This is a genomic window from Arthrobacter psychrolactophilus (assembly GCF_003219795.1).
Classification (GTDB): Bacteria; Actinomycetota; Actinomycetes; order Actinomycetales; family Micrococcaceae; genus Specibacter; species Specibacter psychrolactophilus.
The window spans coordinates 1-14,192 of record NZ_QJVC01000018.1 but is presented as its reverse complement, the minus strand read 5'-3'; the positions used below and the strand labels follow the sequence as shown (position 1 = coordinate 14,192).

Sequence of the window (14,192 nt, the reverse complement as noted above, 5' to 3'; positions counted from 1 at the left end):
CTAACGGGGGCTAGCGGAGGCTCCGACCCGCATCCACCGTCCCGTTCGCGCGCGGAGGCCTAGTGTAAGACCGCGCGCACCCATATAAGCCACACTGAAGGCCGCCCATACCCAGAACAGGCCAGGCACCGAGTCGCCGAAATTTTCGTGGTTGACCCAGAACAGTAGCGGCACATACACGACGAGGTTTCCCACGCCTGCGAGCGCGAGATACCGGGCGTCGCCTGCCCCGATAAGCACACCGTCAAGAACGAATACATACCCTGCGAGGGGCTGACCCACGGCTACAACGAGCAGGGCTATGGCAAGAGCCGCGTGAACACTTGGGTCCGTGGTGAATAGCCAACCAATGTGGCTTGCCGCCGCGGCAAGCGCTACTCCGGTCAGCACGCCGAAGGCAAGACCCCATCGCGTCATGGTTTTGGTCAAGGCGCGTACTTCCCGCAGGTTTCCTGCTCCGAGTTCCTTGCCGATCAACGCTTGCGCCGCAATGGCAAGGGCGTCGAGTGCGAAGGCGAGGAAGGTGAAGAGCGTCATGGCCAGCTGGTGTGCTGCGAGATTATTGGGGCCCTGTGCCGTCACTACGAGAACCGTGGCGAGAATGGCCGCGCGCAGGGACAGGGTTCGGAGCATGAGCCAGCTTCCAACACGCGTGACCGCCTTGACCCCTTTCCAATTGGGGCGCATTCCCACGGCATACTGGCGTGCCGAGCGAATGACAATGACGAGGTAAACGATCGCCATGCCCCATTGGGCGATGACCGTGCCCAGTGCGGCACCGCCCACGGAGAGATGCAGGCCGTAGACGAGGGCAAAGTTCAAAACGATATTGAGAGCAAAGCCGGCGCCCGCCACAATCAAGGGTGTTTTTGTGTCTTGCAAGCCGCGCAGGACACCCATAGCGGCCATGACTAAGAGCATGGCAGGAAGTCCCGCGAGGCTGATCGTCAGGTAGACGCTGGCATGGCCGTGGAGCTCCCCTTCGGCACCCATAACGGCCAGTAACCAATCACCGCTCACTACCCCTAGCGCGGCCAGTAACAGTCCGAGGATGACGGCAAGCCACATGCCGTCACGGCCCACGGCGAGCGCCTCGGCATGCCTACCCGCGCCTAGCAGCCGTGCGACGGCTGGTGTTGTGGAATATGCCAGAAACACCATGAGTCCCACAAGGGTTTGCAGTACCGTCGCGGCGAGGCCAACTCCGGCTAGCTCTGCGACACCGAGGTGTCCCACAATGGCCGAATCGGCCAGGAGAAAGAGTGGTTCAGCGATGAGTGCACCAAAGGCTGGGATAGCCAGTCCCCTGATGGCTTTAGCCGTGACTCGGCGGGAAGCACGTACCGCTACGGCTGTATTCTCGGTTTCAGGCATCTTCTAAGAGTATCGGCCGAGGGCGCGCGGGAGCATCGACTAGCTCCTCCATGATGCGCTGCAGGCTCTTGACGACATGAGCAACACTCGAGCGTTCCATGGCTTCGGGCCGTGTCAGAATATCGATGCGGCGCCCGAGCCTTGGCTCCCTCAAGGGAATCAGGACGAGTTCTGAAAAGTAGCTTTGATCAACGAGATATCTCGGCATGAGGGAGACACAGCCGCCTTGTTCCACAAGGGATGCAGCGACAAAGAATTCATTGATGCGATGAGCAACGTCAATTTCTTCCCCGGCTATGGTTCCGATCATCTCAATAGCCCCCTCGAGGGGAAACCCTTGATGCACCGAGATCCACCGTTCGCCACGTAGATCCTGAGGCGTCAGGCTTTTTCGCTGCGCCAAACGATGCCCGGCACTCACGGCAATATCCAACGGCTCATAAGCCAAGGGCGTGACGCGTACCGAGGTAGGCCAGGGTGCACTATTAGTTCTGCGATGTGCCAGCACCACGTCGTAGTCGGCGGTTAGGAGCGCGAAATCTTGCTGGGCGACGTCTTGATCCAGGAATTGCACCGGCGGCCCGCCCTCAGCCAGCAGGGTCCGTTCTAAGGGACCAAAAAAGGCCAGACCCGCACTGTGGAACGCTGCCACGCTCACGGACTCTTGCGTGTTGCCCTTGAAAGATTCGACGGCGGATTCAACCCTCGCCAACGCTATTTCCACCTCAACGGTTGCTGCGCGCAGAGCTAATCCTGCCGCGGTGAGGACCGTTCGACGCCCCAATTTATAGGTCAGGGCAGTTCCAGCCTTGCGCTGCAGGGCGGCCAGCTGCTGTGAGATCGACGACGCCGTGACCCCCATAGCTTCGGCGGCCGCCGCAATGCTGCCCCTGTCATGGACCTCCCGAAGGGCACGCAACTGAGAAATTTCCATAAGTTCAAACTAATGCATTAGTCTCCAAATTGCCTCTGGTTTAAGAGTATTAATCCCCCGAGTATTAGCTTTGTGAAAAGAATCTGGGATCGTCTGAGCGTTGATATTGCCCTCTTGACTGTGGCCTGCGTCTGGGGCAGTAGCTATCTAGCTGCCAAAGAGTTGACGGCTGTAACGAGTGTTCCAACCATTTTGGCTTGGCGTTTTCTCATTGCCTCGGTATGCCTAGGAATCCTCTGGCTCTGGCGAGTGCGGCGAATTCCCGGCCGGGCGGAGATGTGGACTGGAATACTGTTGGGCCTAACGCAATCGGCCGTGCTCTTTCTGGAAACCTTCGGGGTGGCACACACGCAGGCCAGCAATGCTGGCCTGATCATCAGCCTGACCGTGATCTTTACGCCCTTGCTGGATGCACTGGCAACGCGACGGTGGCTCCCGCCGTCGTTCTTTGTCGCAGCGGTAATCTCGGTGGTGGGTGTAGCCCTGTTAGTCACAGTAGATGGTTTCCGCAGCCCCAGTATTGGCGATTTCCTCATGCTCGGAGCCGCGGCGGTCCGCGCCGTCCACGTGACGTTGTTGGGTGCCTTGACGGCCAATAAGCCCTATAGCTCAATTACGGTGACATTGATCCAGGCACTGGTATGCACCTTGCTGGCGATCCTGCTGGATCCCCTGGGCGTGCTGAGCTCGGCGGCAGCTTTTTCACCTACCGCCTGGCTCAACATCGTGTACCTGGGCCTAGCCTGCAGTGTCTTCGCATTCCTTGTGCAGCTGTGGGCCGTTCGCCGCACCTCGGCGTCGCGAGCCAGTCTCCTCATGGGCACCGAGCCCATCTGGGCGGTCGCCGCAGGCATCTGGTTGGCCGGCGATACCTTTGGCTGGATCGGCGCCCTCGGTGCGGCGCTCATCGTTGCGGCTTGCTTCGCGGGGCAGCGGATCGAGGCCCGCGCCCGGGCTGCCCGCAACAACGCCGCCGACTCGCTAGTACCCGCCGCCATTCTCGCTAGCCATGTTGGCAAAGCGTGAGTAGTGCCCCTGGAAGCCGAGCACGATGGTCTTAGTGGGACCATTACGGTGCTTGGCCACAATGACATCGGCCTCACCGGCACGTGCCGACTCCTTGTCGTAGATATCCTCACGGTGCAGCAGGATAACCATGTCGGCATCCTGCTCAATGGAACCTGATTCACGAAGATCCGAGACCATGGGCTTTTTATCGGTTCGCTGCTCGGAACCACGGTTCAGCTGTGACAGCGCCACAACGGGAACTTGGAGCTCCTTGGCCAGCAGCTTCAAGGCACGAGAGAACTCGGAGACTTCTTGCTGTCGCGACTCAACACGCTTGCCCGAGGACATCAACTGAAGGTAATCCAAAATCACGAGCTTCAGGTCATGCTGCTGCTTCAGGCGACGGCATTTGGCGCGAATCTCCATGAGCGACATATTGGGAGAATCGTCAATGAAAAGCGGTGCCTCGTTCATCCGGCCCATGGTCGTGGCGATCTTTGACCACTGATCGTCCTTGACGGTTCCCTTACGTAGATCCTGCAGGCTGATGGTTGCCTCGGCCGAAAGCAGGCGCATGGCAATTTCGTTGCGCCCCATTTCCAAGGAGAACACCACGGTGGCCATATTGTGGTCAATGGCCGCCGAACGCGCCCAGTCAAGGGCGAAAGTACTCTTACCAACAGCAGGCCTAGCCGCGATGACAATCATCTGACCAGGGTGCAAACCATTCGTGAGCTCATCAAATTCATAGAAACCTGTGGGCACACCGGTCATGCCCTCGGTCTTGTGCCCCGAAGCCTCAATTTCATCCACCGTCGATTCCATGACGTCCTTCAACAGGACGTAGTCTTCGGTGCTCCGACGTTCGGCAACGGCAAAGATCTCGGCCTGCGCCGCGTTGACTACCTCTTCCACCTCACCGTCCTGGGCGTAACCCATTTGGACGATTTTGGTTCCGGCTGTGACAAGGCGGCGCAACACGGCACGTTCGCCGACGATTTCTGCATAGAAACCGGCATTGGCTGCGGTTGGAACGGACTGGATCAGCTGGTGCAAATACGCGGCACCACCGGTTTTGGTGATCTCGCCGCGCTTCGTCAGCTCATCAGCAACCGTCACGGCGTCGGCAGGCTCACCGCGGCCATAGAGGTCCAAAATGGCCTCATAAATGCTTTCGTGAGAGGGCCGGTAGAAGTCGTTACCGCGCAGAACTTCCACGACATCGGCAATCGCGTCCTTGGACAGCATCATGCCGCCTAAAACGCTTTGTTCTGCCACGAGATCCTGTGGCGGGGTTCTTGCGAAATCGGGTTCGCGGCTGGAGTTGCCTGATTCCCTGGTTGGAGCCGACATAATTAGTGCCCTCTTTCTGCCCTGCTGGCCGGGCCGTTCACCGCCTCTGCCAAACAGCTTTTGGCGGCGCAATTCTTCTCATCTACTCCTTACCAGCTGGTACCGACATAGTTGTCGCGCAGGAGAGCCTATTCGTAACGTTAGACGCTTGCTCCGCATCCACCAACCTCGTTGTCCACGTACCCTGTGGATAACCGGTGCATTAAGTGCCCTAGCTTGTGCACAGGATGGGGACAAGCATGTGGATAAACATATTGTTTACTTATAAAACCGCTCCTGACCTGCACAAACACTATCCACCGCCTGTGGAAAAGGAAAAATTTATCTCAATGTGAGCTGTGGAACCTGCGGCTTACCTCATGATTTAGACACATGTGCCATCGGGGATATCCACAGATATATGTCGCCATGTGGATATCCCCGGTCTCATGGCATGATGCTGCCCACAAATGTCCATGCGCCGCCCGGCATGTACCTGCCCGCAGATAATGTCGGCCGCTCCCGCTAAGCTACCGAGAAGGGAGGTTCACCATGAGTACCAGCAATAAGACCGCCGTAACGCCGCGGGACCCCATTGAGTTCATCCGTTCCGTGGAGACCAGCGCTGCCCGCCGCCACGACGCCCAGGTGCTCGTGGCCATGCTGGAGGAAATCACGGGCCAGCCGCCTCGCATGTGGGGTCCGAGCATCATTGGCTTCGGCGAGTACCACTACAAGTACGCATCCGGCAGGGAAGGTGACGCGGCCGCCGTCGGATTTTCCCCGCGTAAAGCCAAACTGGTGATTTACGGCCTCACCTACCCGCCAGGATCCGCTCCCCTTTTGGAGAAGCTGGGGAAGTTCACCTCCAGTGTGGCCTGTGTTTACATCAACACCCTGGCCGACGTCGACCTCGAGGTCCTCCGGGAGCTCCTCACCATGACGTATACGCACTTCACGACGGAAAATATTCAATCTTTGCAATCGCAACGCCCCTGATGCGACAGCGTTAAAGCAAAAGGTCCGGCCCCCATAATGGGGACCGGACCAATTGAAGCGGTGAAGCGGGGTATTAGCCTGCTACAACGTTCAAGGTGATGACAGCCGAAACATCTTCGTGCAAACGAAGAGTTGCGGTGTGCTTGCCGGTGCTCTTGATGTGAGCAGGCAGTTCAACCTTGCGCTTGTCGATGGTTCCGAGACCTGCAGCGGCAACAGCCTTTGCAACGTCGTCAGCCTTGACGGTTCCGAACAGACGTCCAGATTCGCCGGCCTTGACGGTCAGAACAACCGGCTGAGCCTGCAAGGCAGCAGCCTGTGCCTGAGCAGCTTCGGTCGTAGCGTGTGCGTGAGCAGCACGTGCAGCCTTGATGGCTTCAACCTGCTTCTCACCACCCTTGGACCAGGTCAGTGCGAAGCCGCGGGGAAGAAGGAAGTTACGTGCGTAACCGTTCTTTACCTCAACGATGTCGCCAGCGGCACCGAGGCCGCTTACTTCGTGGGTCAAAATGAGCTTTGCCATGTTTATTTATCTCCCTTAACCGCGGCCAGCGCCGGAGTAGGGCAGCAAGGCAACTTCGCGGGCATTCTTGATTGCCTGTGCGATCTTGCGCTGCTCCTGGACGGTAACACCCGTGACGCGACGCGCACGGATCTTTCCGCGATCAGAGATGAACTTGCGCAGCAATGCTACGTCCTTGTAGTCGATGACAGTGATGTCAGCGGCCTTCAAGGGGTTGGACTTTGGTTTGGGCTTACGGAGTTCAGCCTTAGCCATCGTGGAGCTCCTTAGTATTCGTGGAGCCCGTGGATATTAATCCGCGGGATGGAGTGCGTACGGCGGTTGCCGCACATTTGTAAAAATTTTTGTTTAGAAGGGAGGCTCGGAGTTATCCGGACCTGCGCCCCAGCCGCCAGTTGAGCCACCGGGCGTTGCCCAGGGATCAGCTGCCGGTGCGGACTGTGGCTGCTGCTGGCCGCCACCCCAAGGAGCGTTTCCGCCACCGGGGTTGCCACCACCAAAGCCACCTTGCGCTCCGCCAGCGTTACCGCCGCCGAAGTTTCCGCCCTGGCCGCCATTGCCGCCACCAAAGTTGCCGCCACCCTGACCGCCGGAGCGCTGGGTGCGGTTAACCTTGGCGTTTGCGTAACGCAGCGAGGGGCCGATCTCGTCGACCTCAAGCTCCATGACGGTGCGCTTTTCGCCTTCTTTGGTGTCGTAGGTCCGCGACTTCAGCCGGCCTGAAACAATCACACGAGTTCCCTTTGTCAGGGACTCGGCAACGTTCTCGGCCGCTTCACGCCAGATCGACGCACGGAGGAACAGCGTTTCGCCGTCCTTCCATTCGTTGCTCTGACGGTCAAAGGTCCGCGGAGTCGACGCAATGGTGAAGTTCGCTACTGCTGAACCGCTCGGTGTGAACCGAAGTTCTGGATCACTGGTGAGATTACCAATGACCGTGATAGTGGTTTCGCCTGCCATCTGCTCCTGCTTCCTGCTTGGTGTTTTCCTACAAAGAAAAAGCTATAAAGAAATTGCCGAAATTACTCGGCAACAACCTTCTGCTCTTCCGGACGGGTGATCTTGGTGCGCAGGATGGTCTCATTGATACCAAGTACGCGATCAAGTTCCTGAGCGGTAGCAGGCTCAGCGGTGAAGTTCACCACTGCGTAGATACCTTCAGACTTCTTCTGGATGTCATAAGCCAGGCGACGACGGCCCCAGATGTCAACCTTTTCGATGGTTCCACCATCGTTGGTGATGACATTCAGGAACTTCTGAAGCGACGGCTCAACGGTACGCTCATCAACATCGGGGTCGATGATTACCATCAGTTCGTAAGGACGCATATGTGAACCCACCTCCTTTGGTCTAGGCGGTTACGGCATTTCCGTAACAGGAGGTTCATTTGCGATGTCCGGCCAGCTTCCCTGACCACCCAAAAGTGGTCTCGGCGCCAGCACAGACTTATCCAGTTTACCGTAAGTACGACGGCGGGACGTCCCCCTATGCACGTAACTCTCACCACATGCTGGCCTCGCCTTGGGATCAAGTCGAAACTGACCATTAAAGTCACCGCCCCAATCGCCATCCACGTGCTACCTCATGCCTTAAAATAGAATGGTTCCCCTCCTCTTTGCCGAAAGGCCTCACCATGCGCTCCTCCGATAACGCTGTTGCGCAGTGGCACGCCCAACAGCAACTGCGGCTCAGCCCCGCCTGGAAGCTGCTGCAGGGCGCACCCTGGGCTGTCGCCTTCCTGCGCTCAGCGTTTACGGCCAGCAAACAACGCGTGCCCCTGGAGACCTTCCACGCCGATCTTGCCGATTTCATGAAGGAATTACGGCACGAGAATCTCAGCCTGAACGAGGCCTGGCAGGCCTCCCACTACGCGGATTCTTGGGTCCGTGGACAGTTCCTCTCCCGCCCCATGGTGGACGGGAAATTCTTTTACGAACCTACGGCAGCAACGGCGCGCGTCTTAGCCTTCATCGACACCTTAACGGGCAACCGGACCAATCTGAACAGCTCGCGGCTGAGTACCTTACTCAATAGCATCGAGACGCTCTCTCAGCAGAGTGATCCGAATCCGGAATCGCGCATCGCCGCACTTGAAGCGGAAATCGCGGAACGTGGAAACGAGCTAGCCGCTTTGCGTGCCGGCGCCAGCCCGGCCGTACTTACCGACGACTCAGCCGTCGCCGCGACCCGCAGCGTCTTGGATCTGGCCGCTGGCTTGCCGGCGGATTTTAAGCGCATGCGCGACGGCGTCGAGGTCATGTTGCACTCGATTCGCCAAGAAATCATGGAATCCTCCGTGACGAAGGGCGTAGCCGTAGGCCAGGTCTTGGCCGGCGACAAGGCCCTGCGAGGAACCGCAGAGGGCGAAACCTTCCAGGGCTTCACCGAGTTCCTCAACGATCCAGTGCAGCAGGCGCGCTTCAGGCAATCAATCAATGAGGTGTTGGAACGAGACTTCACGGATCAGCTCAGTTCCGGGGAACGCAGCAACCTCGCCTCCCTGCTACGTGAAATGCGGCGACAGGCAGGAGAGGTCCATGCCATTTATGGCCGACTCTCGGAAAGCCTGCACGCCTACGTGCAGTCGGCCGAGTTCAAGGAATCGGTACTGCTGCGCAAGGCAATTCACGCCGCGGAGCAGGCCGTAGCTGCCGCTCCCCTTGGGGCCCGGACCGGCGTCGTTGAGCCTTTGCTGTACGCCCCGGACTTTGAGACCCTGGCCGGGCTGGGCATCTTCAATCCCGAAGATCATGTGCCGCCGCCCAAGCTGGCCGCTCCTCCTGCGCTGAGCGACGCCGATATTCACCGGACCCCCGTGACTCCAGCACCCGATATGCCAGCGCTCCATGCCTCCGTCGAACAGGCTAGGCAGACCCGCAATGGCTCCGCAACACTGCAAGAGGTGTACGAGTCACTCCCTGCCGAACTCCAGCACATCAACACCATCCGCGGCTTGATCCTTGCCGCCCGTGGCTCCGGAAATACCATCGACACGGAGCGCACAGAAACGTTGACCTTCACCCAGATCGACGGAAGCACGCGCACAGCTCGCGTCCCGTTGTTCACCTTTATTAAGGACTCCGCCTCATGAGCACCAGTTCCCAGCCCGGCTCGAAGCAGCGCGGCACCGCCAACGCCTCGGGCAATACAGAACGGACGCTCTTCGAGGGTGACACCGGATCATTCCCGCTCGAGTTACGTCAGGCGCTCGTGCGGCTGCTGCGCGGACCTTATATTGATGGCACTGCGGACCCTGTTTTGTGGAACACAATCCTCACACATGGGGTCTCCCTGCAGCAGTACTTTAGCGAAATCTTCCTGCTATTGACCGTCGACAGCGAACGCAAGATCGCGCTGCTCACCCCGGCCGGGATCGACGCCGTGCACACGCAACCGATCGTGGCCCGCAAGCCGCTGCGCCGCGAGGAAACCCTCCTTGCCCTGCGTCTGCGCGTGCTGCTGGATCGACATGCCGGCTCCGGTACCGATGTAAGCATCTCGCGCGCCGGCGCCCGGGAGATACTGGCCGAGCACCGCCAGCCCGGCCTCGTCGATGACAAGCGCCTCGACGAGCAGACGGATGCGGCGCTGGCCCGGTTGTTGAACCTCAAGCTCATTCTTCCTACCGAGCTTGCCAATGAGTACCGCGTGAGCAATGCGCTGGCCTTGGCCCTGCCTTTTGATTCGATTGATCAGATTCCCGCCTACCTTGCAGCCTTGGATAAGGCCGCCGGTACCGAACCCTTGGACGCTGTGGATGCAGACGAAAACGATGACGCAGCACAGGAGATCTTCTAAGTGAGCATCGCAACCACCCTGCCTATCGGCGAGGAACTCAACCCGGGTCAGTTCCGCCTGAGCCAGATCCAGATCATCAACTGGGGAACCTTTCACGGCCGCCACAGCATGTACGTGGACCGCGCGGGAACGCTCCTCACGGGCCACCCCGGTGTTGGAAAGTCCACGCTCTTTGACGGCATCCAACACATTTTCTACGCTGCTCCCCGCCTGAACGAGTCCGCCCATGAGGCCTCGAATCGTAAGGATCGCCGCACCACCTTCTCCTATATGCGTGGCCGCAAGATCAAGACGAACGACGGCGTGGTGTACCAACGCCCCAGCGCCACCTGGTCCGCCACCGCCCTGGTCTTTGAAGATGGACTGGGCCGCCACGTCACGATCGCGGCGCTCTTTGACCTTCCCGCCAATGGCCTCGAGGGGCAAGTCGGCAAGCACTACGTCATCCACGACAAGCCGCTGGACACCGAGGCGTTGGAAAAGCACGGTAGTCGCCGCTTCTCCCCGTCGTCCCTTCACGCAGCACTTCCTGGCGCAGAGGCCTTTGATGTGCATAAGACTTTTGCCGAACGCTTCCGGCGCAAGCTCGGCATTCACAACGACAAGGCGTTCAGCCTGCTGCGCACCCTGCAGAATGGCAAGGGCCTGGACAAGGGCGTCAACCGTTTCTTCCGGTACGAGGTGCTGGACAAGCCGGCAACCCTGACCGCTGCCGCTGCCGCGGTCGAGGACTTCAATCACCTCAGCGGCATCTACCGCCAGCTTGAGGATGCCAGGGAACAGCGTGACGCCTTGGCGCCCGTCCCCGAACTGCATGAAAAACTACGGGAGCTGACACAATCCCTATCCCGCACAGTTGAGCTAAAAAACGTGCAGCTGCCCCTCCTGCGCCAGCAATTCCAGGCCGAACTGCTAGCCGCAAAGGCGGTTGCCCTCCGGGAGGCCCGGGACCAGAAGCTCGTGGACATCGAGTCCGCGATCCAGGCCAAGGACGCCTTGGCGGAATCCGTGTCCGCGCTCGATGAGCAGCATGCCAATCACGGCGGCCGGGCTATTGAAAGCCTCGAGAAGGACATCCGCAGTTGCAAGCGGGAACTCGCCGAACGCCAGCGCATTGAGGCCGGGCTCCGCGATGATCTCGACGGCGTCGCTCTCGAGTATGACTGGAGCGCCCACGGACTTGCCGCTGCCCGCGCGGCAGCAACGTCCGGCGTCGAACGTCAACAAGAAGAAACCGAGTCGGCCAGGACTCGTGAGTACGAGGCCGTTGCCGCCAGCGTCAACGTCAAGACGCAGGAAAGGGCGTTGCGGGCCGAGATCGAGTCCTACCAGCGTCGCGGCTCCAATATTGATTCGCGGAGTGCGGGCGCCCGTCGTGCCATCTGCGCCGCGACCGGTTTGACGCCCGAGGACATGCCGTTTGCCGGCGAGCTCGTGGATATGGGAGGCGGGCAGGGTGCCTGGCGACCGGCGGCTGAGAAAGTGCTCCGCTCGCTGGCCACCACATTGCTGATCCGCAGCGATGATCTTGCCGCGGTCACCTCCGCGATTGATGGCCTTGAGGGGCTCGGCAAGTTGCGGTGGATTAACCTTGGTGTTCCTTCCCGACCCGCCAAAGCCGGTAAAAATCACCTCGTCACGAAGCTAGATTTCCACGATTCCGACGCCGGATCCTGGCTCCGCGAGAAGGTCACCGGCGACTTCGCCTACACCTGCGTCGACAGCGACGCCGAGCTTCATCAGCACAGCAAGGCCCTCTCACTCGCCGGAACAGTGAAGCTGAGCCAGGCGGTCTTTGAGCGCGATACCCGCTCCATCAATCCCGCCGATTACCTGCTCGGCTTTAACAACACGGCCAAGATCGCTCAGCTCGAGGAGCAGGCTCAGGCTCTGGCAACCGAGCACGCAGAGTCGGCTGCCGCCGCAACACAGAGCAGCCTCGCCAAGGATCAGTCAGCCCGGCGTTTGGCGCTACTGCAGCGGATCGCCACTGACACGCGCGCCTTTGAGGACGTGGATTCGGCAGCACTTTCCGCGCAGCTCGAGACGCTGCACGCCACTCTGGAACAGACCATTGCCGGCAGCACCACTCTTGCCCAGCTCCGCGATTCGCTTGCGGCAGCCAAGACAAACCTTGAGGCAGCCGTTGGTCGCGTTGCTGTGCTGCATCATGATGTCTCGAACATTGAGAAAGACCTCGCACAGGTGCAATCCGTACTGGCCGGCAATGTAAATGCTGTGCCTGCCGCAGACTGGGCCCTAGAATCGTTTGCGCCATATCTGCTCGACGGCGAACCCGCCACCTTGGACGAACTGGAGACGATGCTGAGCCGCGTGACCGTCGACCTCGGGGAGCGCACCGCCACCATCAAGGAGCGTCAATTCCGCACCGAGGGCGCCCTGAGCGAGATCTTCAAGGCCTTTGCCCGCCAATTTGGTCCCACCATGAGCGCCAGCCATGGCACGGGTGCTGACGCGGCTGAGCATTATGAAGAGCTGTTCTCTCGCATCGTTTCCGATGGTCTGCCACAGCGCCAGGATGAGTTCAAGGAATACTTCAACAACCGCTCCTACGAACGGTTCTCCGATCTTCTGCAACTCCTTGAGGAGGAACGCCGCTCCATTGAGGAACGCATCCTCCCGCTGAATCAGATTCTTGCCGATGTGCCGTTTGAGAAGGGCAGCCGCCTGCGCTTGGAGGTTAGAACCACCATTCCCGACGAGGCCCGCGCCTTCCGCCTCGAGCTGAAGGAAGCGCTCGGCAACGCCTATGCAAAGGCGTCCGAGGAGAGCATGGCTGCCAGCTATCAGCAGCTCGAGACGCTCGTCAGCAACCTGCAGGATCCGTCCATGGCGCATTGGGCCGACACCGTCCTGGACGTTCGTCAGCACGTGACCATCAGCTGCAACGAGCACCGTTCCAATGGCGAGGTAGAGATTGGGCTTGAGCCGGGCACCTTGTCCGGTGGCGAGGGACAGCGGTTCACCTCCTTCATCATGGGTGCGGCACTTGCCTACCAGCTGGGCATCGATGTTCAGGGCTACAGCACCTACGGCACGGTCATGATTGATGAGGCCTTCATTCAGGCGAACTCCGAGTATGCAGGCGCTGGTATCAACGCCCTGCAGGAGTTTGGTTTCCAGCTGCTTCTGGCGGCTCCGGAGGACAAAGTCGATCTCTCACGACACCTTGGATCGGTCACCGACATCATCAAGCACCCGCAGGCTAATGTCTCCGGTTTTGTGTCCACGGGCCAGTCGCCGGCCACCGCTACGGATATCATTCTGCGGTAGTTTCTCAGGGATCCATGGCCCGAACGGCTCTCGGTCGTAGACTGGGCCACAAGAACGATTCCAGCGACAAGGATTCAAGATGACTTCTTTTCGGGAGCTCCACTTTCAGGATTCACCGTTTCTCTTGCCGAACGCTTGGGACGTCGGATCTGCATTGGCCTTCGTGGCAGCAGGTTACCCTGCCATCGGTACCACAAGCTTCGGCATCGCCTCCAGTACGGGAATGCCCGACGGCGGGAGGACCAGTAAGGCTGTTACCTCCGCACTCGCTGTGCAGCTAACTCGCTTGCCTGTTCACGTCACCACCGACATTGAAGACGGCTATTCCGACGACCCTGTGGAGGTTGCGGATTATGTTGCCGATCTTTCACGGTTAGGAGTTGCGGGAGTGAATATTGAAGATAGCCGAGATGGGCATCTTGTAGATCCAGTCATTCTGGCAGCAAAGATTAGTGAGATCAAGAATCGCTGCCCCAACATGTTCATCAATGCTAGGGTCGACAACTTCTGGTTCTCCGAAGATGCAAGCGTCGACGCAGTTGTCCAACGATCCAGCAGTTACGCAAGCGCGGGCGCTGACGGTATTTTCGTCCCGGGGGCGCTTGCTGCTGAAGATATCCGGCAATTGACCATGGCCATCACCTTGCCGGTGAATGTGTTGGCCCAGCCGGCGTTGTCGGTCCCCGAACTGGGGCTGTTAGGGATCCGTCGCGTCAGCTCTGGATCCCTCCCCTATCGGGCGGCGATAGACGCCGCTGTGGGTGCTATCGGGCTACTGCGAGACGGTGGGGCAACAACCGTGGCAACGTCCTATTGGGAGATGCAGGAACGACTGGAAGCGTTCAACAAAGCCGTTAAATGAGGGAGGCCCCGCACCTGGTGGTGTGGGGCCTCGACCTTGTTACGTGTTGTCCGGCGGTGTCCTACTCT

General features: G+C 59.5%; 13 protein-coding genes. 6 read left to right on the top strand and 7 right to left on the bottom strand.

Features of this window, described 5'->3' with window-relative positions; genetic code table 11:
* Both CVS30_RS14100 and CVS30_RS14095 read right to left on the bottom strand, forming a co-directional pair.
* The gene (locus tag CVS30_RS14100; RefSeq protein WP_110486015.1) at window positions 1–1,374 is read right to left on the bottom strand and encodes an MATE family efflux transporter; all 1,374 of its coding nucleotides are present in this window, start codon (window positions 1,372–1,374) and stop codon (window positions 1–3) included.
* Window positions 1,367–2,308: a LysR family transcriptional regulator gene (locus tag CVS30_RS14095; protein WP_110486013.1), complete on the bottom strand. Its 942-nt coding sequence runs from the start codon at window positions 2,306–2,308 to the stop codon at window positions 1,367–1,369. The genes CVS30_RS14100 and CVS30_RS14095 overlap by 8 nt, the downstream gene beginning before the upstream one ends.
* Before the next feature lie 72 nt (window positions 2,309–2,380).
* Here CVS30_RS14095 and CVS30_RS14090 point away from each other — a divergent pair, with 72 nt between their 5' ends.
* A complete protein-coding gene (locus CVS30_RS14090; RefSeq protein ID WP_110486011.1) occupies window positions 2,381–3,334 on the top strand; it encodes a DMT family transporter in 954 nt (317 codons plus the stop codon).
* On the opposite strand, the gene dnaB is transcribed toward CVS30_RS14090, so the two are convergent.
* On the bottom strand, window positions 3,290–4,669 hold the full coding sequence (dnaB, locus tag CVS30_RS14085; RefSeq protein WP_110486008.1) for a replicative DNA helicase: 1,380 nt from the start codon (window positions 4,667–4,669) through the stop codon (window positions 3,290–3,292). The genes CVS30_RS14090 and dnaB overlap by 45 nt on opposite strands.
* 531 nt (window positions 4,670–5,200) lie before the next feature.
* Between dnaB and CVS30_RS14080 the strand changes: the two genes are divergently transcribed.
* The gene (locus CVS30_RS14080; RefSeq protein WP_110486006.1) at window positions 5,201–5,647 is read left to right on the top strand and encodes a DUF1801 domain-containing protein; all 447 of its coding nucleotides are present in this window, start codon (window positions 5,201–5,203) and stop codon (window positions 5,645–5,647) included.
* Window positions 5,648–5,720: 73 nt separating this feature from the next.
* On the opposite strand, the gene rplI is transcribed toward CVS30_RS14080, so the two are convergent.
* The 4 genes from rplI to rpsF form a co-directional block, all read right to left on the bottom strand.
* A complete protein-coding gene (gene rplI / locus CVS30_RS14075) occupies window positions 5,721–6,170 on the bottom strand; it encodes a 50S ribosomal protein L9 (protein ID WP_110486004.1) in 450 nt (149 codons plus the stop codon).
* Window positions 6,171–6,185: 15 nt separating this feature from the next.
* On the bottom strand, window positions 6,186–6,425 hold the full coding sequence (gene rpsR / locus CVS30_RS14070) for a 30S ribosomal protein S18 (RefSeq protein ID WP_003800144.1): 240 nt from the start codon (window positions 6,423–6,425) through the stop codon (window positions 6,186–6,188).
* Window positions 6,426–6,518: 93 nt separating this feature from the next.
* Entirely contained in the window at window positions 6,519–7,130 is a 612-nt protein-coding gene (locus CVS30_RS14065; RefSeq protein ID WP_110486002.1) for a single-stranded DNA-binding protein, read from the bottom strand.
* Window positions 7,131–7,192: 62 nt separating this feature from the next.
* Window positions 7,193–7,498 carry a 30S ribosomal protein S6 gene (gene rpsF, locus CVS30_RS14060; RefSeq protein WP_044574807.1) on the bottom strand — a complete coding sequence of 102 codons (306 nt, stop codon included), beginning with the start codon at window positions 7,496–7,498 and terminating at the stop codon, window positions 7,193–7,195.
* A 305-nt stretch (window positions 7,499–7,803) separates the two neighbouring features.
* Between rpsF and CVS30_RS14050 the strand changes: the two genes are divergently transcribed.
* The 4 genes from CVS30_RS14050 (at window position 7,804) to CVS30_RS14035 (ending at window position 14,124) form a co-directional block, all read left to right on the top strand.
* On the top strand, window positions 7,804–9,261 hold the full coding sequence (locus tag CVS30_RS14050) for a DUF3375 domain-containing protein (RefSeq protein ID WP_110485998.1): 1,458 nt from the start codon (window positions 7,804–7,806) through the stop codon (window positions 9,259–9,261).
* Window positions 9,258–9,968, top strand: a complete 711-nt coding sequence (locus CVS30_RS14045) for a DUF4194 domain-containing protein (protein ID WP_110485996.1) — start codon at window positions 9,258–9,260, stop codon at window positions 9,966–9,968. Before CVS30_RS14050 ends, CVS30_RS14045 begins: the two co-directional genes overlap by 4 nt.
* On the top strand, window positions 9,969–13,262 hold the full coding sequence (locus tag CVS30_RS14040; RefSeq protein ID WP_110485994.1) for an ATP-binding protein: 3,294 nt from the start codon (window positions 9,969–9,971) through the stop codon (window positions 13,260–13,262). It begins immediately after the preceding gene.
* Window positions 13,263–13,341: 79 nt separating this feature from the next.
* Entirely contained in the window at window positions 13,342–14,124 is a 783-nt protein-coding gene (locus tag CVS30_RS14035) for an isocitrate lyase/PEP mutase family protein (protein WP_110485992.1), read from the top strand.
* The last annotated feature ends 68 nt before the right edge of the window (window positions 14,125–14,192 follow it).

What these genes read in the sequence shown, in the direction of transcription:
- rpsF (WP_044574807.1), bottom strand. Translation starts at nt 7,498, where the DNA reads ATGCGTCCTTACGAACTGATGGTAATCATCGACCCCGATGTTGATGAG.
- CVS30_RS14035 (WP_110485992.1), top strand. Translation starts at nt 13,342, where the DNA reads ATGACTTCTTTTCGGGAGCTCCACTTTCAGGATTCACCGTTTCTCTTG.
- dnaB (WP_110486008.1), bottom strand. Translation starts at nt 4,669, where the DNA reads ATGTCGGCTCCAACCAGGGAATCAGGCAACTCCAGCCGCGAACCCGAT.
- CVS30_RS14080 (WP_110486006.1), top strand. Translation starts at nt 5,201, where the DNA reads ATGAGTACCAGCAATAAGACCGCCGTAACGCCGCGGGACCCCATTGAG.
- rpsR (WP_003800144.1), bottom strand. Translation starts at nt 6,425, where the DNA reads ATGGCTAAGGCTGAACTCCGTAAGCCCAAACCAAAGTCCAACCCCTTG.
- CVS30_RS14065 (WP_110486002.1), bottom strand. Translation starts at nt 7,130, where the DNA reads ATGGCAGGCGAAACCACTATCACGGTCATTGGTAATCTCACCAGTGAT.
- CVS30_RS14095 (WP_110486013.1), bottom strand. Translation starts at nt 2,308, where the DNA reads ATGGAAATTTCTCAGTTGCGTGCCCTTCGGGAGGTCCATGACAGGGGC.
- CVS30_RS14045 (WP_110485996.1), top strand. Translation starts at nt 9,258, where the DNA reads ATGAGCACCAGTTCCCAGCCCGGCTCGAAGCAGCGCGGCACCGCCAAC.
- CVS30_RS14100 (WP_110486015.1), bottom strand. Translation starts at nt 1,374, where the DNA reads ATGCCTGAAACCGAGAATACAGCCGTAGCGGTACGTGCTTCCCGCCGA.
- CVS30_RS14050 (WP_110485998.1), top strand. Translation starts at nt 7,804, where the DNA reads ATGCGCTCCTCCGATAACGCTGTTGCGCAGTGGCACGCCCAACAGCAA.
- rplI (WP_110486004.1), bottom strand. Translation starts at nt 6,170, where the DNA reads ATGGCAAAGCTCATTTTGACCCACGAAGTAAGCGGCCTCGGTGCCGCT.